Genomic DNA, 17,864 nt, shown 5'->3' on the forward strand with positions numbered 1-17,864 from the left:
CGTTCACCGTTCACTGGCACGTCTCCCGAGGTCAGGCCCCCAGCTGCAGTCCGTCGGCCGCCTCCTCCACCATGGCGAGGCCGAGGCGTCCGACACGCACGGAAAAGGGGGCTCCGGCGAGTCTCAGTCCCCTCAGCACGATCTCCCCCAGCGGTGCGCTGCGGATCGGGCTCAGGGTCACCGTCCCGGCCGGGGCGTCCGGGCGGATGCCGACGAGCGCGGTCAGCAGCAGCACACCGGCGGCGGCCGCCGTTGCGGCCGGGCGGCAGGCGGCCGGATGCGGCAGGGGCGCGCCTCCTTCCGTGCGCGGTTCTCCGGCGAACATCTCGGGGAGCCGGTGTCCGAATGCCTCCGCCGCCGCCAGCACCCCGTGCAGCAGGGCGCTCGCCTCCTTCTCGTAGCCGGCGGCGGCCAGCCCCGCGACGGCGACGGCGGTCTCCGGGACCCGCACCGCTCCGCCTCGGTGCCCGAACGGGTTGTACGCCGGCTCCGTGGCGGCCAGGCCGCGCAGCCCCCAGCCCGAGTCCATGGCCGGACCCGCGAGCAGTCGGGCGAGCTGCTCGGTCCTCACCTTGTCGAGCAACCCGGGTGCCGGCGTGCCGGAGCCGAGCAGGCCGGTGTCGAGGAGGTGGGCGGCCCCCGCACCGAGGTGCGGCACCAGGCGACCGTCGCGGGTGCGGGCGGCGGCGGGTCTGCCGCCCGACCGGTCCTCGATCCAGAACTCCTCCCGGAACGCGCCGCGCAGCTCATCGGCCCACTGACGCAGGTGTGGCCCGCCGGGACGCCCGCACTCCTCGAGCAGGTCGGCACCCAGCATCGCGGCTCGGTGGGCGGCTGCCTGGGTCTCGCAGCGCAGCAAACCGCCCGGCTGCGGATCGGGGAGGTAGACGCCGTCCCCGACGGTGGTGCGCAGCCACCGCAGACAGTGCTCGGCCACGGGCAGCAGCTCCTCCGTCTCCCGCTCCGGAAGCCCCCAGCGCCGGGCCTCCGCGAGGAGTACGGGGAAGAGCAGGGTGGCCTCGGTACCCGTGCAACTCGGCGCAAGCCACGCTCCCGCGTCCCTCCGCGGGCCCGGGATCATGCCCGAGCGAAGGCCCGGGCCGTGGAGTTGGGTGCGCGCCAGGATGCGCAGCGTGCCTACGGCGAGCCGGGTGCCGAGCGGCAATGTCATCCGGGCCGCCGCCAGGGACTCCGCGGGCGCCGGTCCACAGCGCCACGGCGCACCGGCCGCGAGGTGGCTGTCGGAGGGGTGCAGGGGATCACGCAGAAGCAGGGCCTTCAGGTCATCGACACAGGTACGCAGAAACGGCTCGACTCTGGGGTCGTCCCCGGTGGCCCGGGCCCGCGCGAAGGGACTCGCCGCGGCGCGCCCCACGGTGCTGACCGCTCCCGCGCCGTCCGGCCGCATCCGCAGCTCCAGACTCTGGGTGCCGCCGGGTGGCAGGACTACCTCCCAGCGCAGGACCCCCGCGGAGGCGAGCGCGTCGGCGGGCGGCGGGTCGGCGATGACCGCGCAGTTGCCCTTCGGACCGGACCAACGCAGCGCCGAGTCGTGCACGCTGGCGGTGAGTTCGGGTCCCGGGTCACCCGAGGCGATCGCACCCAGCTCCGCGAGGTCCGCGCCGAGGGCCACCTCCACAGGCAGGCGCAGGGGGCGTGGCGCCGCGCTGTGCAACGTGATCCGCTCGGTGCCGTCCGCCGACCGGATGCGCTCCACGACGACGTCCGGATCGGGTCCGGCGTCCGGTGACGCGTGCACGGCGCCGACGAAGCGGGCCCGGTCGGCCCCGACCATCCGGGCCTGCACCGGAAGCGGCTCCCGCCCCGCCACCAGCAGCCGGCAGCGGGACAGCACCCGCCGGCCCGCCCGGTAGAACCCTTCCAGACCTTGCCCCGTCAGCTGTCCTTCGTGCGAGGAGATCACCAGGCCGGGCAGCGCGACGCAGATCAGCGCGGTGTGGGCGGGCGGCAGGTCGGCGATGCGACGGGCCGGGGCAGGCGGGAGCCGGGGCGGTGCGTGGACCTGCCGGTCGGCACGCGGCCCGGAAGCCGTCGTACCTACCGGCCTTTCTCGCCCGGCCGGTGGCGCGCCCGCCGGGGCCAGGGGCGGTGCCCAGGGTCCGTGTCCAAGTGGGGTGCCGTGGTGGGTGGGGGGCGGTGGGGGCAGGGACATAAGGCGGCTTCCTGTGCGCTCGGTACGCCTCGGGCGTGACCGGCGCCGGCTGAGGGGCTCCGGAGGGTCGTGAGCAGGGGTGGGTGGCGCGACCCGCACGGGGGCTCCGCCACTCAGGTGAACGGCACGGACCTGCCCGGAGTCACGCCCGTGCGAGGGGAAGCCCGTCGAACGGCGGTGCCGGGGAGCGCAGGACTCACTCATGTGGCCCCCTCTCCCGTGCGCCGACGGGAGCCGCGATGGATCCGGTACCGGTTCTTCGCGCCGTCGGCCGGCTGAGGTGGGCCGTCGCGATGGGGCCCCGCGCCGGGAGGAGTGTCGGCGAGGCGCCGTCGGCGGGCATCGAGCGCCCGCGGGGCGCGACGGCTCGGCCTGCCGCCGCTCGCCGGTCGCATCCCGCGGTGCCTATGGGCAGGGCCGGGCTGCGGTGTGGAAGGCTCCCTGCCTTCGAGGCGCTCCCCGGCGGTGTCGCGGGGCGAGCCCACTGCCGGCGTGTCGGTGCCGTCCGGCGCGGCAGCCTCCTTTGAGGATCGGCCCGCTCGCTCCGTCCGCAGGCAACGACGTACGGTCTCCGGATCCAGTCCCTCGTTGCACGCCTGGTGCAGAAGGCGTGCGAAGAGGTAGTCCGGGTCCGCGCCCAGGGCCATGGCGAAGGCTTCCCGGGCCTCCAGCTCGTCGCCGGTCGACCAGGCGACCCATCCGGCGAGCGTCAGCGGGGCAGCGGCGTGCTCGCCGTACGGGCCGACGCAGCGGCGGGCCAGGGCCCGCCACAGCCTCAGCGCCACCGCGGCCTCGGCACCCTCCATCCACTCGGCGGCCCGGTCGCGTGTCGTGCGGTCCTGGAGACCGAGGATGAGAGCCGCCGCCTCGTCGTGGGCCAGGAGTTCGTCGTCGCGCAGGTCCGCCGTCGCCGCACCCGACACGGGTGGCTCCTCGCCGAGCCGGGCCATCACCCGCTCCGCCAGTGCGAGGGTGTCCTCGGTCACGTCCTCGCGGGTGTCGCCGTCGAGGATCCGCGGGACGAGCGCACGACTCGCGGTGTCCAGCGCCGCCTGCTGGCCGAGGGCGGCCTCGGTCTCGCACGGACTGAGCCTGGTCCTGAACTCCTTCAGACTGCCGCGCACTTGGATGCCCGCGTAGGTGGCGGCGGCAGCCAGGACCGAGGTGCCGGGCAGGCCCATCGGCCGCCCCTCGGGCGGGCAGCAGCCCGGGCTCGGGCAGCAATACGACCAGTAGCGGCCGTCCGAGACGCACAGGGCCTCCACCACCGGGACGTCGAGGCTGCCGCAGGCCGTGCGCAGCGACTGGGCGAGCGGCCGAAGGCGTTCCATCACGTCGCGTCCCGTTTCGCCGCTCGAGGGCTCCTGGACGACGTAGGCCACCATGCTCTCGGGCCGGGCACCTCTGCGCTCACTGCCGGCCACCAGTCCATGGGCCAATTGCTGAGCGGCGGACGGCCAGTCGTCGGCGTGGTCGGGGATCCCGAGCCGTGCGCGCCCGCCGAACCTTCCCTGCCGTTCCCGGTCGTGCAGCGCGACCAGCACGATGCTGTCCTCGGGGCGGTACCCGAGCAGATAGGGCAGGGCGTCGGCCAGCTCGGCCGGGGTGCGCAGGGTGATCTGGGGCTCGCCCAGCGGCCCCGAGGGGCCGTGACTGTTGTAGGCCGTGGTCTCGCCGCCGTGGTGGGAGGGTCCGTCACCGATGCCGGAGCAGCCGGCCGCTTCGTCGTGGTTCGTCATGCGGCGACCATCTCGCGGATCTTGGAATTCCGGTTGGAGCTGTGGATAACCACGGCCATGCGCACGTCAGGCGTTGTCCACAGCTCGCGGAGCCCGTTCGCGCGATGTCCTGCGGATCGGGTTGCATGGACGCCATGACCGACGAAGACCCCCGCCCCACGACGCACGAAGCCACCCCGGCGACGGACGACCCACGCACCGCTGCCGACGACCCGAGCGCCCCGGCCCCGGCCGACGGCGGTCTGCGCGCTGCCGCGGACAGCGTGCTCACCCGGCTCGTCGGCGCGCCGACGGGCGGCGCCCGGCTGCGCGAGGACCAGTGGCGGGCCATCGAGGCCCTCGTGGCGGGCGGACGCAGAGCCCTCGTCGTGCAGCGCACGGGCTGGGGCAAGTCCGCGGTGTACTTCGTCGCGACCGCGCTGCTGCGCGAGCGCGGCGCGGGCCCGACGGTCATCGTCTCGCCGCTCCTCGCTCTCATGCGCAACCAGGTAGAGGCTGCCGCCCGGGCCGGTATCCACGCGCGGACCATCAACTCGTCCAACACCGAGGAGTGGGACACCGTCCAGACCGAAGTGGCCGCGGGGGCGGTGGACGTCCTGCTCGTGAGTCCTGAGCGGCTGAACAACCCCGACTTCCGCGACCGTGTCCTTCCCCGGCTGGCGGCAGCGACCGGTCTGCTGGTGGTCGACGAGGCCCACTGCATCTCCGACTGGGGCCACGACTTCCGGCCGGACTACCGCCGGCTGCGCACGATGCTCGCGGACCTGCCGCCCGGTGTCCCGGTGCTGGCGACGACGGCGACGGCCAACGCACGGGTGACGGCCGACGTGGCCGAGCAGCTGGGTACCGGGGCCGGTACGGACGCTCTGGTCCTGCGCGGGCCGCTGGACCGGGAGAGCCTGCGTCTGGGCGTGCTCGGGCTCCCGGACGCCGCCCACCGCATGGCCTGGCTCGCCGATCACCTCGCGGAGCTGCCGGGATCCGGGATCATCTACACCCTCACGGTGGCGGCGGCCGAGGAGGTCACGGCGTTCCTGCGGCAGTGCGGCCACGCCGTGGCGTCGTACACCGGCCGGACGGAGAACGCCGACCGGCAGCAGGCCGAGGAGGACCTGCTGGCCAACAGGGTCAAGGCGCTGGTCGCCACATCCGCTCTCGGAATGGGCTTCGACAAGCCGGACCTCGGGTTCGTGGTGCACCTCGGCTCGCCCTCGTCCCCGATCGCCTACTACCAGCAGGTGGGGCGGGCCGGGCGCGGTGTGGAGCACGCGGAGGTGCTGCTGCTGCCGGGCAGGGAGGACCAGGCGATCTGGGAGTACTTCGCCTCGGTCGCCTTCCCTCCGGAGGAGCAGGTGCGGCGCACTCTGGACGTCCTGGCGCGGGCGGGGCGGCCCCTGTCGCTTCCCGCCCTCGAGCCGCTGGTCGACCTGCGCCGATCCCGGCTGGAGACGATGCTCAAGGTGCTCGACGTGGACGGTGCGGTGCGTCGTGTCCAGGGCGGCTGGATCGCGACGGGCGTCCCGTGGACGTACGACACCGAGCGCTATGCCTGGGTCGCCAAGCAGCGGGAGACCGAGCAGCAGGCGATGCGCGATTACGTGACGACCACCGGCTGCCGGATGGAGTTCCTGCGCCGCCAGCTGGACGACGAGGACGCCAGGCCCTGCGGACGCTGTGACAACTGTGCCGGACCGCGGTTCACGGACTCCGTCTCCCCTGCCGCCCTCGACGCGGCGCGCGGTGAGCTCGGCCGCGCGGGCGTGGAGGTCGAGCCGCGCAAGATGTGGCCGACGGGCCTTCCGGCGGTCGGTGTCGAGCTGAAGGGACGCATCCCGGCCGGCGAGCAGGCGGCGCCGGGGCGCGCCCTCGGGCGGCTGTCGGACATCGGCTGGGGCAACCGGCTGCGGCCGATACTGGCGTCCCAGGCCCCGGACGGTCCCGTGCCGGACGATGTGGCGCGGGCCGTGGTCGGCGTGCTGGCCGACTGGGCGAAGGGGCCCGGCGGCTGGGCATCGGGAGCGCCCGACGCCCAGCCGCGGCCCGTCGGCGTCGTCACCATGGCCTCGCGCACGCATCCGCGGCTGATCCACTCCCTCGGGACGCATATCGCGGAGACAGGGCGGCTGCCTCTGCTGGGCTCCGTCGCCTATGCAGGCGACGTCCCGCGGTTGCCGCGCAGCAACAGCGCGCAGCGGCTGAAGGCACTCGACGGGGCGCTGACCGTGCCGTCCGACCTCGCCGCGGCCCTCCGGGCGGCGGCCGGTCCCGTGCTGCTCGTGGACGACATGACGGAGACGGGCTGGACCCTGGCGGTGGCCGCGCGCATGCTGCGACGGGCCGGGGCGGAGGGGGTGTTGCCGCTGGTCCTCGCCGTGCAGGCGTGACCCGCCCTCATACCGGGAACACACTGGGCAGACCTCTGGCAGGGATATAGGTCACACATCAGCACAAACCGGCCGGTGGCCCCAATTGCTCGTTGCCGCATTCCAGTTCGACGGGAAGAATTGGAGGTCCCGCATCCCGCACGGCACGTCCGTGATCCGACAGGGTTTTGTTGCGGTGTGCACCCCCTAGTCCGACCCCGCCCGCAGTATGGGCGCGTAGCCGAAGGGAGGATCGTGACCTTCGGATTCGCTCCGTCCTCGGCGGCGTCCATGTCGGCCTCAGCCGGACCGTCGGCCGCTTCCGCCAATCCCGTGGCCAGGATGCTCGAGCCCGCGGAATGGGCAGCCGCCGGAATTCCACTGCTGCGCAACCCCCGGGAAATCGTCGGCGAACTGCACGCCCTGCACCGCCCACGGCCCTCCACGGCCGTCGTGGCCGTGCTGGACCCGGACGAACGGCTACGGGCGAGCGCCTCGTTCACCCGGCGTCCGGCACCGGCGGACGGCTGGGTGTTCCGCAACGCGCTGCTCGCCCAGCTGCGCCGGGTCATCCCGCACGACCTGCGTCGCCGTACGCCCGTGCGGACCGCCGTGCTGCTCTACTGCCGTGAGGGCGAGGGGCGTTGGACGGAGGAGGACGGGGCCTGGATGTGGGGCCTGCGCGACGCCTGCACTCTGCACGGGCTGCGCTGCGGCGCGTACGTCACGCTGACGCGTGACGGCTGGCAGGTCCTGGGCGAGGGTCGCGGTGGACGCCGCCCCAACGCGCAGTCACCGCCGGAGGCGTTCGACGTGGCGGGAGGGACGCCTCCGCTGCCGCGCACCGGAGGTGCCGCTTCGGAGGTGCTGCGCCGGGCCGCCGCCCGCTGAGGCACCCCCGGAAGACGCGGCGGCGGCGTAAGGCACCCTGCCGCGATCCGGCACCGTACGACCGAGGAAGTCGCCGCGGCTCGCGGAAGGGCGACGCGACGTCTATGGCCGTTCGACACGAAGCAGACCTCAGGCACAGAGCACCGCGGACCCACCGACGGGCACCGCCTTGCCTGCGCGCCAGTCCACGCACCTGCCCCGGCCTGGGCCCGCAGGCCGCCGTTCCAGTCATTCCGGCCAGGCACGCGGGCCGCCGCGCCCCGGCTCCACGCATGACGAAGCGACCGCCGTACAGACGCCGCCGACACGGCGCCCACCGACCGGCTCCCCGCGGTCCGGACGGCAGCCCGGGACCCGGGCTGCCGGTGCGGGACGGGCAGCGGGCGAGCGGACCGGACCGGGTCCGGCCCGCTCAGACGCCTGCGCCCAGCACCGAGTTGATCTGCTTGGGGTCACCGCAGACGATCAGCAGGGCATCGGCCCGGCCGAGCGCCAGCGGAAGCGCGGCGGCGACAGCGGCGTCGGAGCCGCCGTTGACGGCGGCCACGACCACCGGGCGGGCGGCGGCGCGGGAAGCGCTGGAGGCGTCGGCGTAGAAGACGTCGTCACGGGCGTCATGCTGCGCCCAGTACGAAGCTTCACCGAACGACAGTTCGTGCGCGGCCCATGGATGCAACTCGCCGGTGGTGATCACCAGCACGTCGCCGGGGGCACGACCGGACTCCAGCAGCAGGTCGACGGCTTCCTCGGCAGCGTCCAGCGCACCGTCGGCCGAGGCCGGGATCAGCTGGATCTGCGGAGTGGCCGTGGGCGCGGGCGGCCCGGGCTTGGCCGCGGCAGGATCGCGCGTGGCGCGCTGGGCCGGCATCGGCCGGACGGGCCCCGGACGGCCGGGACGCGCGGGGGCCGCGGGGCGGGGGCCGGGTACGGGACGGGGGGTCGGCGCGGTGCGGCCGGCGGCCGGCGTGACGCGGGGACCCTGGGCACTCTCGTGAATCTGAGGCTCCTCGGGAATGAGAGGCATGGGTTGATATCTATCAAACGCCGGTGCTACTTGCCTCGGCGGGTGGCACATGAGTGCGATCGGAACCGGTCAGAAGTCGAAGCCGAGCTGGCCTTCGATCTCCGGCGCGATTCCGTCCACCCAGCTGCGGACCTTCTTGAGGTGCCGCCACTGGGGCAGCGCATCAAGATACGCCCACGACAAGCGGTGGTACGGGGTGGGGCCCCGCTCCTCCAGCGCGGCCTTGTGCACCGGCGAGGGATATCCGGCGTTGGCCGCAAAACCGAAGTCTGCATGGTCGATACCCAGTTCGGCCATCATTTTGTCGCGGTGGACCTTGGCGATCACGGACGCCGCGGCGACCGCCACGCAGGACCGGTCACCCTTGATCACCGTACGCACTCTCCAGGGCGCCCCCAGATAGTCGTGCTTCCCGTCGAGGATGACCGCGTCGGGCCGGACGGGCAGCGCGTCCAGGGCGCGTACCGCCGCGAGCCGGAGCGCGGCCGTCATCCCGAGCTCGTCGATCTCGTCGGGGGAGGCATGACCGAGGGCATAGGCCGTCACCCACCGCTCCAACTCCTGGGCGAGCGCGGTGCGCCGCTTGACGGTGAGCAGCTTGGAGTCGGTGAGGCCCTCGGGCGGTCGGCGTAGGCCCGTGACCGCGGCGCAGACGGTGACGGGACCGGCCCAGGCACCGCGCCCCACCTCGTCGACACCGGCGATGACCTTCGCTCCGGTCGTTGCGCGAAGGGAGCGCTCGACGGTGTGAGTAGGCGGTTCGTACGGCATGGCGCCCTTAGCGTACGCTGCCGCGATCCCCGCGCGACACCCAGGTTTCCCCGGGCAACCGCACCCCAGCCGACGGACGCCGCAGCCGCCCCCGCAGGCCGGTCACGGCTCCGCCCGGACGGGCTTCCGAAGCGGTGTCAGTGGCGTTCCGGCCGCAGTAGCGGGATCATCAGCTGATCGATCATCTCCTCGATGTCCCGCTCATTCCATTCGCTTCCGCACATCTTTGAGCGGTACATCATCATGGCCGGCATGACGTCGAGGACATATCCGTTCGCGGCGTCGGCTCGCACCTCTCCCCGTTCGATTCCTCGGTTGATGACCTCGCGCAGCAGTGTGATGGTCGGCTCCACGACGCCCTCGACGATCACGCCATGGAAGCGTTCAGCCTGCAAGGTGTCGCATTCGTGAATCACAGAGCGAAGCGCGAACCCAGGGCGCGAGTACATCGCCTCACGTGCCTGCCGACACAACGCCAGCAGGTCCTCGCGCACACTCCCGAGGTCGGGTGCCACATCGAAGCGCGGCAGTCCGGCCTGGAGGGCGTCGGCGACGAGGTCCTCCTTGGACGACCAACGGCGGTAGACCGCGGCCTTGCCGGTCTGGGCACCGGCGGCGACGCCCTCCATCGTGAGGCCGTTCCAGCCGACCGTACTGAGCTGCTCCAGGGCGGCGTCGAGGATCGCACGCTCGAGCACGGCGCCGCGCCGGCGGAGGGAGGCCGACTGGGCAGAGGCGTCCGTCCAGGGCGAAGTACCCATCTGTGTTTCTCCGTTGGGCAAAGGGAAGCGGGGATTCCGGGGACAGGGGCGGGCGGCGGGGAAACGTCGAGCGGTAACGAACTCAGTGAACGCTTGCGTTCACTGATGGGGACTCATTACCGTTTGACGCGACAGTGAACGCGAGCGTTCACTAAGGCACTCGTGGGGGACCCATAGTGACAACCTCTCCGTTGATTCAGGAAACCAAGCCGACAGCCGCCCGCCGGGAGGGGCGTCCCGGCATCGCACTCACCGTCATCGCGGCCTGCCAACTCATGGTGGTACTCGACGCGACGATTGTGAACATCGCACTCCCGCACATTCAAGACGCGCTCAAGTTCAGCACGACCGACCTGACATGGGTGGTCAGCGCGTACACGCTCACCTTCGGTGGCCTGCTGCTTCTCGGCGGCCGGGCCGGGGACATCCTCGGTCGGCGCCGGATCTTCATGGCGGGCATCCTGTTGTTCACCTTCGCCTCGCTGCTCGGCGGACTCGCCCAGGAACCCTGGCAGTTGCTGGCCGCGCGCGCTCTGCAGGGCATGGGTGGCGCGATAGCGTCGCCCACCTCGCTGGCGCTCATCACCACCACGTTTCCCGAAGGCCCGGAGCGCAACCGGGCCTTCGGAGTCTTCGCCGCGGTCTCGGCCGGTGGCGGCGCGATAGGCCTGCTGGCCGGCGGCATGCTCACGGAGTGGCTCGACTGGCGCTGGGTGCTCTTCGTCAACGTGCCCATCGGCATTCTGATCGCCTCGCTCACTCCCCTCTACATCAACGAGTCCGAACGCCATCCGGGACGCTTCGACATCGCGGGCGCGCTCACCTCGACGCTGGGCATGGCGTCCCTTGTGTACGGCTTCATCCGCGCCTCCGAGGACGGCTGGCGGGACAGCATCACGATCGGTTCCTTCGTGGCGGCCGTGGTGCTGCTGGTGGCGTTCGCCCTCATCGAGGCGCGGGCGAAGGAGCCGATAACACCGCTGCGGATGTTCGCCGACCGCAACCGCTCGGGCACGTACGTGATCATGCTGAGCCTGGCCGCGGCGATGTTCGGCATGTTCTTCTACATCGTGCTGTTCGTGCAGAACGTGCTGGGATACTCGCCGATCTCGGCCGGCGTGGCCTTCCTCCCGGTGACGGTGGCGATCGTGATCGGCGCGGGTCTGTCGCAGCGGTTCCTGCCGGTGCTCGGCCCGAAGCCGTTCATGCTGACCGGAGCGACGCTCGTCGCGATCGGGCTGGGCTGGCTGACGTTCATCGGCCCCGGCAGTTCGTACGTCTCCGGTGTGCTCGGCCCGATGCTGCTGTTCGGCGTGGGCATGGGGCTGAACTTCGTCACGCTGACGCTCACCGCCGTCTCGGGGGTCGCTCCCCGCGAGGCGGGCGCGGCCTCCGGCCTGCTCAACGCCACGCAGCAGGTGGGCGGCTCCCTCGGACTGTCCATCCTGACCACGGTCTTCGGCACGGCGAGCCGGAACGAGGCGGAGAAGCAGGTGCCGAACTTCCTCACGAACGGCACGGCGGAGCAGAAGGCACAGTTCGCCAAGACACACCAGCTGCCCGCTCCCTGGGGGCACGAGGTGCTCGCCCACGGCATCGGGACGGCGTTCCTCCCGGCCGCCGGGATGGCCGTGCTGGCGCTGGTCACGGCCGCGGTGGTCATCCGCGTACGCAAGAGCGACCTGGAGGCCCTTTCCGGCGCGGCGGGCCCGGCCGCGGGCTGACACGCAGGGTCCCGTCGCGGGCATCGTCGCCACGGGTTGAAACGCGCCGGCCCCCTCGGGCTGAGCCGTCCCGTCCGCTCCCGCCTCCCGTCCCACCGGGGGCCGGAGCGGACGGCGGCAGCATGTCGCCCGTCGGGACGGCGGCCGGGTCGCCGGTCGTTCCGTCCGCGGCATGTCGTCCCGTGGCACGGTGGACGACTCGGCAGGCTCGAGAGGGGCGGAGCCGGTCAGCGGTCCGACCGCCTACGCGGAAGCAGGAGTCCAGCCCGGCAGCGGCTCCACCCGTTGCTGCCACTCCCCGGGAGGCGTCCCGGCCTTCCCGGAGGCGACCACCGATCCGACGATGGCGCAGGTCGTGTCCATGTCGCCGCCCACCTGGGCGGTGCTCCAGAAACCCCGCCGGTAGTCACCGAGAGCGCGCGCGGCGGACCACAGCGCGAAGGGCACCGTGTCGTGCGCCGTCGTGCGCCGCCCACAGCCCAGTACGGCGGCGACGGTCGCCGCGTCGTCGTAGTCGAGCATGTCCCGGGCGCGTCGCACACCCATGCCGACGGCGCTCTTCGGCACGAGCGCGACGACCCCGTCGAGGAGCGCCTCGGCGCTCGGCGGACCCGCCGGATCGGCGGCCAGCGCGCCGGCCGCGGCGACGGCCATCGCCCCGACCACGGCCTCGCGGTGCTGATGCGTCGGATAGGCGGAGATCTCCGCCTGGTGCGTGGCCTGCTCGGGATCGTCCGCGTACCAGGCACCCAGGGGGGCGGCCCGTACCGCGGCGCCGCTGCCCCACGAGCCATGGCCCCGGAACAGCGAGGCGGCCAGCTCCCGCCAGTCGCCGCCTGCGGCGATCCGCTCCAGCAGCCGGTCGATGGCCGGTTCGTGCCGCCGGGCGGCACCGTGGTGCTTCGCCAGGGAGCGCGCCAGCGCGTCCTGGTCCACGCGGCGGTGCGCGGCCACCACGGCGACGACGGAACAGGCCATCTCCGTGTCGTCGGTCCACGACCAGGGGCCGGGCGGCAGCTCGCGGCGCTGGAGCAGGGGGTAGTTCGCGGGAAGGAAGAACTGTGCGCCCAGCGCGTCCCCCACCGCCAGTCCGCGCAGGGCAGCCAGGGCGCGTTCCAGACGCCCGTCGGGAGAGGAGTCAGCGGTCATCTCTCTGCCACTCTATCCCGTGATCCAGTACGGGTCCGGATCACGCCAGCGATCGAACGGCCGGTCGAGTGTGTATCTGCCGTCCTCCCCGAGGAGGAGCATGCGTGTCTCGCCGTTGCCGGGATTGGAGAGCGACTCGAATTCGGCGACCGTCCAGTGGAACCAGCGCATGCAGAACAGCCGCATCGCCAGGCCGTGCGTCACCAGAAGCACGTTCGGCGGGTGGTCAGGGGCCTCGAAGCTCCGGAACAGACTCTCCAGAAAGCCGCCGACCCGGTCGTATACGTCGGCGCCGGACTCCCCCTGGGCGAAGCGGTAGAAAAAGTGTCCGTACGCGTCCCGGTAGGCCTTCTGCAGCCGTACGTCGTCGCGCTCCTGCCAGTTGCCCCAGTCCTGCTCCCGCAGCCGGGGCTCCTCACGGACGCGGACGAGATCGGGGTCGAGGTGGAAGGCGCGGAGCGTCTCGTGGGTGCGGCGGTACGGGGAGACGTACACGCTGACGCGCTCCCTGCCGAAGAGCTCCCGCAGCCGTTTGCCCGTCTCCTCCGCCTGCCGCCAACCCCTGTCGGTCAGCGGAAGCGCGTGGTCGGGCTCGCGCTCGTACACGGAGTCATCGGCATTGCCCACCGACTCGCCGTGTCGGACAAGGACGATGCGCCGTGGTCGTGCCATGCCAAAACCCTAGATCGGGTGAGGGCCGAAAGGGCACCCGGAGAGGCTCCATACGGCGCAGGTCACACGGGGAGCTTCCACACGCGCTCGGTCCGGATTCCAAACTCACCCCGAGGGCGCGCCCCCGGGGATCGCGCGCGACGCCCCCTCACACCGTCCAGGTCGGCTCCAACTCCACGATGTCCCCGGTGAGCGCCGCCACGTCCGCCTCCGTCTGTGCCCTCAGCGCCAGGCGCTCCACGCGCTCCTCGCGGTACTTGCCGTGCTCCGCCGCCGACTGCCACATGGACAGGATGAGGAACTCATGGCCCGGCCCCTCGCCGAACAGTCCGCGGATCATGCCCGGCGATCCCGCCATGGCCGGATTCCAGACCTTCTCCTGCATCAGGGCGAAGTGCTCGGCCCGCTCCTCGTGAACCCGGCAATGGGCGACGCGGACCAGATCGGCGTCCGAGAAACGGGGCTCGAAGCCGGTCTTCACGTCGAAGCGGTAGTCGAAGAGCCGGACCTGCGGGTCCTTGAACGTGCCCGACTGCGACGCGGCAAGCCGGTCGTGGGAGCGCGCCATGAACGAGTCGTAGAAGGCGCGGCTCTCCCAGAACGCGAAGACATGCGCCACACCGGGCCTGACCCGGCTGAAGCCCCCGCCCTGCCCCCGGAAACCCGGCTCCCCCGGCAGCCCCGCCCACTTCCGCTGCCCCCGTTCGAAACCGCGGCGGTCCACCACGGTGCAGCGAGTCCACTTGACCAGCACCGCGCCATCGTACGGCCCCACCAGGTGGCGTCGGTCACGCTCCGGGAGAGTACACACGGGCGAGTGCCCCCCGCGTAGCGAGGCACAATGGACAACTGGGCCCCGAAGCACAGGAGTTGACGCGGGGCCGCGCCGACGGGGAGGGATGAGGGATGAGCGGTCTCAACAAAGGCATCGACAAGGCCGAGCTGGCACTGAAGTGGGACCCCAGTCCGAACGGTCAGTCGCCCACCGATCTCGACATCGTTGCCGCGACCTATTTGGCGGACGACCCCTATGGGGCTCCCGCCTATGTCGTGCACTTCGACAGCCGCTCCCCCGACGGCACCATCTATCTCAACCGCGACAGCCTGGACGGCAAGGGCTTCGGCTGGGACGAGGTCATGACGCTCGAGCTCTACCGGCTCGACAGCCGGTACGCGCGCGTGGTGGCCGGCGTGCTCATCCAACAGCGCGCCGGCCGCAAGACGTTCGTCGATGTCCTGAACCCGGCGCTGCGGCTGCGCGAGGGGTACACCGTGCTCGCCGAGGACGACTTCGGTGGCGTCCTGGGTTCGACGGCGGCGAGGGTGGCCGAGTTCGTCCGCGACGACTCGGGCGAGTGGATGTTCCGGCCCGGGATCCATGGATACGACACGGATCCGGAGGGCTTCGCCCGTGTCATGGGCGGTTCCCACGACTCCTGAGCCGCTCCCGGCACATCCCCACGTGAAACCGTGACGCGCGGCAGATGGCAGATGCGGCGAGGCGGGGAAACCCCGAAGGAGGTTTCCCCGCCTCGCGACTCAGACGGTGGTCCTCACCACGCCCGCAGTCAGCTGCAACCGCTCGTCGAGCCGCAGCCCTCGCAGATGTAGCAGGATCCCGCCCGCTGCATCTTCGTGCCGCAGGAGAAGCACAGCGGGGCGTCCGCCTGGATGCCCAGCTGCATCTCCACCAGCTCGGCACTGGTGTGCGCCTGCTTCGGGGCCGGCTTGGCCGTTGCGGCCTCCGCCTTCGGGGTGGCGACCGCCTTCAGCTCCTGGGCGCGCGGGGCCGACTGGGCCAGGCCCTCGACGTCGACCTCGTCCTCGTTGGGCTCGTACGAGCCGGTCTCCAGGTGGCGCTGGCGCTCCTCGGCGGAGTGGATGCCGAGCGCGGAGCGCGTCTCGAAGGGCAGGAAGTCGAGCGCCAGGCGGCGGAAGATGTAGTCCACGATCGACTGAGCCATCCGCACGTCCGGGTCGTCCGTCATACCGGCCGGCTCGAAGCGCATGTTCGTGAACTTCGAGACGTACGTCTCCAGCGGCACGCCGTACTGCAGACCGACCGAGACGGCGATGGAGAAGGCGTCCATCATGCCCGCGAGGGTCGAACCCTGCTTGGACATCTTCAGGAAGACCTCGCCGAGACCGTCGTCCGGGTAGGAGTTGGCCGTCATGTAGCCCTCGGCGCCGCCGACGGTGAAGGAGGTCGTGATGCCGGGACGCCCCTTCGGGAGGCGCTTGCGGACCGGTCGGTACTCGACGACCTTCTCGACCTTGGGCTCGACGGCGACGGGCACCTCGGCCTTCTTCTCCTCCTCCTTCTTCTTGGCGGAGAGCGGCTGGCCGACCTTGCAGTTGTCGCGGTAGATCGCGAGCGCCTTGATGCCCAGCTTCCAGGCCTCGAAGTAGATCTCCTCGACCTCCTCGACGGTCGCCGTCTCCGGCATGTTGACGGTCTTGGAGATGGCGCCGGAGATCCACGGCTGGATCGCGGCCATCATGCGGACGTGGCCCATCGGGGAGATGGCGCGCTCGCCCATGGCGCAGTCGAAGACCTCGTAGTGCTCGTGCTTGAGGCCCGGCGCGTCGATCACATTGCCGTGCTCGGCGATGTGGGCGACGATCGCCTCGATCTGCTCCTCCTGGTAGCCGAGGCGGCGCAGGGCCTGCGGCACGGTGCCGTTGACGATCTGCATCGAGCCGCCGCCGACCAGCTTCTTGAACTTGACCAGCGCGAGGTCCGGCTCGACACCGGTGGTGTCGCAGGACATGGCCAGACCGATGGTGCCGGTCGGCGCGAGGACGGACGCCTGGGAGTTGCGGAAGCCGTTCTTCTCGCCGAGGCGGATGACGTCCTGCCAGGCCTCCGTGGCGGCGGCCCACACCGGGGTGTCCAGGTCGTCCATGCGGACGGCCGTGGCGTTGGCGTCGGCGTGCTGCTTCATGACGCGCAGGTGCGGCTGCTCGTTGCGGGCGTAGCCGTCGTACGGGCCGACGACCCCGGCCAGCTCGGCGGAGCGCCTGTACGCCGTGCCGGTCATCAGGGAGGTGATGGAACCGGCCAGGGCGCGGCCGCCGTCGGAGTCGTACGCGTGACCGGTCGCCATGAGGAGGGCGCCGAGGTTGGCGTAGCCGATGCCGAGCTGGCGGAAGGCGCGGGTGTTCTCGCCGATCTTCTGGGTCGGGAAGTCCGCGAAGCAGATCGAGATGTCCATCGCCGTGATGACCAGCTCGACGACCTTGGCGAAGCGCTCGACGTCGAAGGACTGGTTGCCCTTGCCGTCGTCCTTCAGGAACTTCATGAGGTTCAGCGAGGCGAGGTTGCAGGACGTGTTGTCCAGGTGCATGTACTCGCTGCACGGGTTCGAGCCGTTGATGCGGCCGGACTCCGGGCACGTGTGCCAGTGGTTGATGGTGTCGTCGTACTGGATGCCCGGGTCGGCGCAGGCCCAGGCGGCCTCGGCCATCTTGCGGAACAGCGCCTTGGCGTCGACCTCCTCGATGACCTCACCGGTCATACGGGCGCGCAGGCCGAACTTGCCGCCGCTCTCGACGGCCTTCATGAAGGTGTCGTTGACACGGACCGAGTTGTTGGCGTTCTGGTACTGGACGGAGGTGATGTCCTCACCGCCGAGGTCCATGTCGAAGCCCGCGTCACGGAGGGCGCGGATCTTCTCCTCCTCCTTGACCTTGGTCTCGATGAAGTCCTCGACGTCCGGGTGGTCGACGTCCAGGATGACCATCTTGGCGGCGCGCCGGGTGGCACCGCCGGACTTGATCGTTCCTGCGGAGGCGTCGGCGCCGCGCATGAAGGAGACCGGGCCGGAGGCGTTGCCGCCGGAGGAGAGCAGTTCCTTGGAGGAACGGATCCGGGAGAGGTTCAGGCCTGCGCCCGAGCCGCCCTTGAAGATCATGCCCTCTTCCTTGTACCAGTCGAGGATCGACTCCATGGAGTCGTCGACGGACAGGATGAAGCAGGCCGAGACCTGCTGGGGCTGCGGGGTGCCGACGTTGAACCAGACGGGGCTGTTGAAGCTGAAGATCTGGTGCAGGAGGGCGTACGCCAGTTCGTGCTCGAAGATCTCCGCGTCGGCGGGCGAGGCGAAGTACTTGTAGTCCTCTCCGGCCTTCCGGTACGTCTTCACGATGCGGTCGATCAGCTGCTTGAGGCTGGTCTCGCGCTGCGGGGTGCCGACGGCACCGCGGAAGTACTTGCTGGTGACGATGTTGACCGCGTTCACCGACCAGAACTCGGGGAACTCGACGCCACGCTGCTCGAAGTTGACCGAGCCGTCGCGCCAGTTGGTCATGACGACGTCACGGCGCGCCCACTCGACCTCGTCGTACGGGTGCACGCCGGGGGTCGTGTGGATGCGCTCGATCCGCAGTCCTCTGGTGGCCTTGGCGCCCTTCGCTCGGGAACCTCGTGCCGGACCGCTCGCCGTCTCTGTCATGCCGCCTCCCTGTATCGGGCAAAAACGCCCTGAAGTGCCCTTTTCTTCCCATGGCACGGTGTTGTGTCTGCTGTCACGCGCGTCTTACGTGGGCGCACGCGACGGGTCTGTGTGCGCCGCCGACGGGGCCGGTACCCCCCGGC

The 17,864-nt window shown here is 71.4% G+C and carries 13 protein-coding genes; 4 read left to right on the forward strand and 9 right to left on the reverse strand.

Going from position 1 to position 17,864, the window contains the following annotated elements:
* Positions 1-31: 31 nt before the first annotated feature.
* Together ABZ823_RS14100 and ABZ823_RS14105 are read right to left on the reverse strand one after the other, a co-directional pair.
* A complete protein-coding gene (locus tag ABZ823_RS14100) occupies positions 32-2,173 on the reverse strand; it encodes a glycogen debranching N-terminal domain-containing protein (protein WP_361658561.1) in 2,142 nt (713 codons plus the stop codon).
* A gap of 200 nt (positions 2,174-2,373) precedes the next feature.
* Positions 2,374-3,912 carry a DUF4192 domain-containing protein gene (locus ABZ823_RS14105; RefSeq protein ID WP_361658564.1) on the reverse strand — a complete coding sequence of 513 codons (1,539 nt, stop codon included), beginning with the start codon at positions 3,910-3,912 and terminating at the stop codon, positions 2,374-2,376.
* A 134-nt stretch (positions 3,913-4,046) separates the two neighbouring features.
* On the opposite strand from ABZ823_RS14105, the gene ABZ823_RS14110 reads away from it, so the two are divergent.
* Both ABZ823_RS14110 and ABZ823_RS14115 read left to right on the forward strand, forming a co-directional pair.
* The gene (locus tag ABZ823_RS14110) at positions 4,047-6,296 is read left to right on the forward strand and encodes a RecQ family ATP-dependent DNA helicase (RefSeq protein WP_361658566.1); all 2,250 of its coding nucleotides are present in this window, start codon (positions 4,047-4,049) and stop codon (positions 6,294-6,296) included.
* Between the two features lie 234 nt (positions 6,297-6,530).
* Positions 6,531-7,166: a hypothetical protein gene (locus ABZ823_RS14115; RefSeq protein ID WP_361658569.1), complete on the forward strand. Its 636-nt coding sequence runs from the start codon at positions 6,531-6,533 to the stop codon at positions 7,164-7,166.
* Between the two features lie 412 nt (positions 7,167-7,578).
* Here ABZ823_RS14115 and ABZ823_RS14120 read toward each other — a convergent pair whose 3' ends face one another.
* From ABZ823_RS14120 to ABZ823_RS14130, 3 genes are all read right to left on the reverse strand, one after another.
* Positions 7,579-8,190 carry a hypothetical protein gene (locus tag ABZ823_RS14120; RefSeq protein ID WP_361658571.1) on the reverse strand — a complete coding sequence of 204 codons (612 nt, stop codon included), beginning with the start codon at positions 8,188-8,190 and terminating at the stop codon, positions 7,579-7,581.
* A 69-nt stretch (positions 8,191-8,259) separates the two neighbouring features.
* Entirely contained in the window at positions 8,260-8,961 is a 702-nt protein-coding gene (locus ABZ823_RS14125) for a ribonuclease HII (RefSeq protein ID WP_361658573.1), read from the reverse strand.
* Between the two features lie 137 nt (positions 8,962-9,098).
* Positions 9,099-9,722, reverse strand: coding sequence for a TetR/AcrR family transcriptional regulator (locus tag ABZ823_RS14130; RefSeq protein ID WP_361658737.1), 624 nt, complete (start codon positions 9,720-9,722; stop codon positions 9,099-9,101).
* A gap of 176 nt (positions 9,723-9,898) precedes the next feature.
* Here ABZ823_RS14130 and ABZ823_RS14135 point away from each other — a divergent pair, with 176 nt between their 5' ends.
* Positions 9,899-11,446 carry an MFS transporter gene (locus ABZ823_RS14135; protein WP_361658575.1) on the forward strand — a complete coding sequence of 516 codons (1,548 nt, stop codon included), beginning with the start codon at positions 9,899-9,901 and terminating at the stop codon, positions 11,444-11,446.
* A 243-nt stretch (positions 11,447-11,689) separates the two neighbouring features.
* Here ABZ823_RS14135 and ABZ823_RS14140 read toward each other — a convergent pair whose 3' ends face one another.
* From ABZ823_RS14140 to ABZ823_RS14150, 3 genes are all read right to left on the reverse strand, one after another.
* Positions 11,690-12,595, reverse strand: coding sequence for an ADP-ribosylglycohydrolase family protein (locus tag ABZ823_RS14140; protein ID WP_361658578.1), 906 nt, complete (start codon positions 12,593-12,595; stop codon positions 11,690-11,692).
* A gap of 12 nt (positions 12,596-12,607) precedes the next feature.
* Entirely contained in the window at positions 12,608-13,267 is a 660-nt protein-coding gene (locus ABZ823_RS14145; protein WP_361658580.1) for a phosphoglycerate mutase family protein, read from the reverse strand.
* A gap of 148 nt (positions 13,268-13,415) precedes the next feature.
* Entirely contained in the window at positions 13,416-14,021 is a 606-nt protein-coding gene (locus tag ABZ823_RS14150; protein WP_361658583.1) for a YdbC family protein, read from the reverse strand.
* Positions 14,022-14,173: 152 nt separating this feature from the next.
* Here ABZ823_RS14150 and ABZ823_RS14155 point away from each other — a divergent pair, with 152 nt between their 5' ends.
* Positions 14,174-14,707: a TerD family protein gene (locus ABZ823_RS14155; protein ID WP_361658586.1), complete on the forward strand. Its 534-nt coding sequence runs from the start codon at positions 14,174-14,176 to the stop codon at positions 14,705-14,707.
* 128 nt (positions 14,708-14,835) lie between these two features.
* On the opposite strand, the gene ABZ823_RS14160 is transcribed toward ABZ823_RS14155, so the two are convergent.
* Positions 14,836-17,721 carry a vitamin B12-dependent ribonucleotide reductase gene (locus ABZ823_RS14160; RefSeq protein ID WP_361658589.1) on the reverse strand — a complete coding sequence of 962 codons (2,886 nt, stop codon included), beginning with the start codon at positions 17,719-17,721 and terminating at the stop codon, positions 14,836-14,838.
* Positions 17,722-17,864: the final 143 nt, after the last annotated feature.

Origin of the sequence: Streptomyces sp. NPDC047079 (assembly GCF_040643755.1) — a bacterium.
GTDB lineage: Bacteria > Actinomycetota > Actinomycetes > Streptomycetales > Streptomycetaceae > Streptomyces.

Excerpts from the sequence above, each read along its gene's own strand:
- ABZ823_RS14100 (WP_361658561.1), bottom strand. The coding sequence starts at position 2,173 with ATGTCCCTGCCCCCACCGCCCCCCACCCACCACGGCACCCCACTTGGA.
- ABZ823_RS14105 (WP_361658564.1), bottom strand. The coding sequence starts at position 3,912 with ATGACGAACCACGACGAAGCGGCCGGCTGCTCCGGCATCGGTGACGGA.
- ABZ823_RS14110 (WP_361658566.1), top strand. The coding sequence starts at position 4,047 with ATGACCGACGAAGACCCCCGCCCCACGACGCACGAAGCCACCCCGGCG.
- ABZ823_RS14120 (WP_361658571.1), bottom strand. The coding sequence starts at position 8,190 with ATGCCTCTCATTCCCGAGGAGCCTCAGATTCACGAGAGTGCCCAGGGT.
- ABZ823_RS14125 (WP_361658573.1), bottom strand. The coding sequence starts at position 8,961 with ATGCCGTACGAACCGCCTACTCACACCGTCGAGCGCTCCCTTCGCGCA.
- ABZ823_RS14130 (WP_361658737.1), bottom strand. The coding sequence starts at position 9,722 with ATGGGTACTTCGCCCTGGACGGACGCCTCTGCCCAGTCGGCCTCCCTC.
- ABZ823_RS14140 (WP_361658578.1), bottom strand. The coding sequence starts at position 12,595 with ATGACCGCTGACTCCTCTCCCGACGGGCGTCTGGAACGCGCCCTGGCT.
- ABZ823_RS14145 (WP_361658580.1), bottom strand. The coding sequence starts at position 13,267 with ATGGCACGACCACGGCGCATCGTCCTTGTCCGACACGGCGAGTCGGTG.
- ABZ823_RS14155 (WP_361658586.1), top strand. The coding sequence starts at position 14,174 with ATGAGCGGTCTCAACAAAGGCATCGACAAGGCCGAGCTGGCACTGAAG.
- ABZ823_RS14160 (WP_361658589.1), bottom strand. The coding sequence starts at position 17,721 with ATGACAGAGACGGCGAGCGGTCCGGCACGAGGTTCCCGAGCGAAGGGC.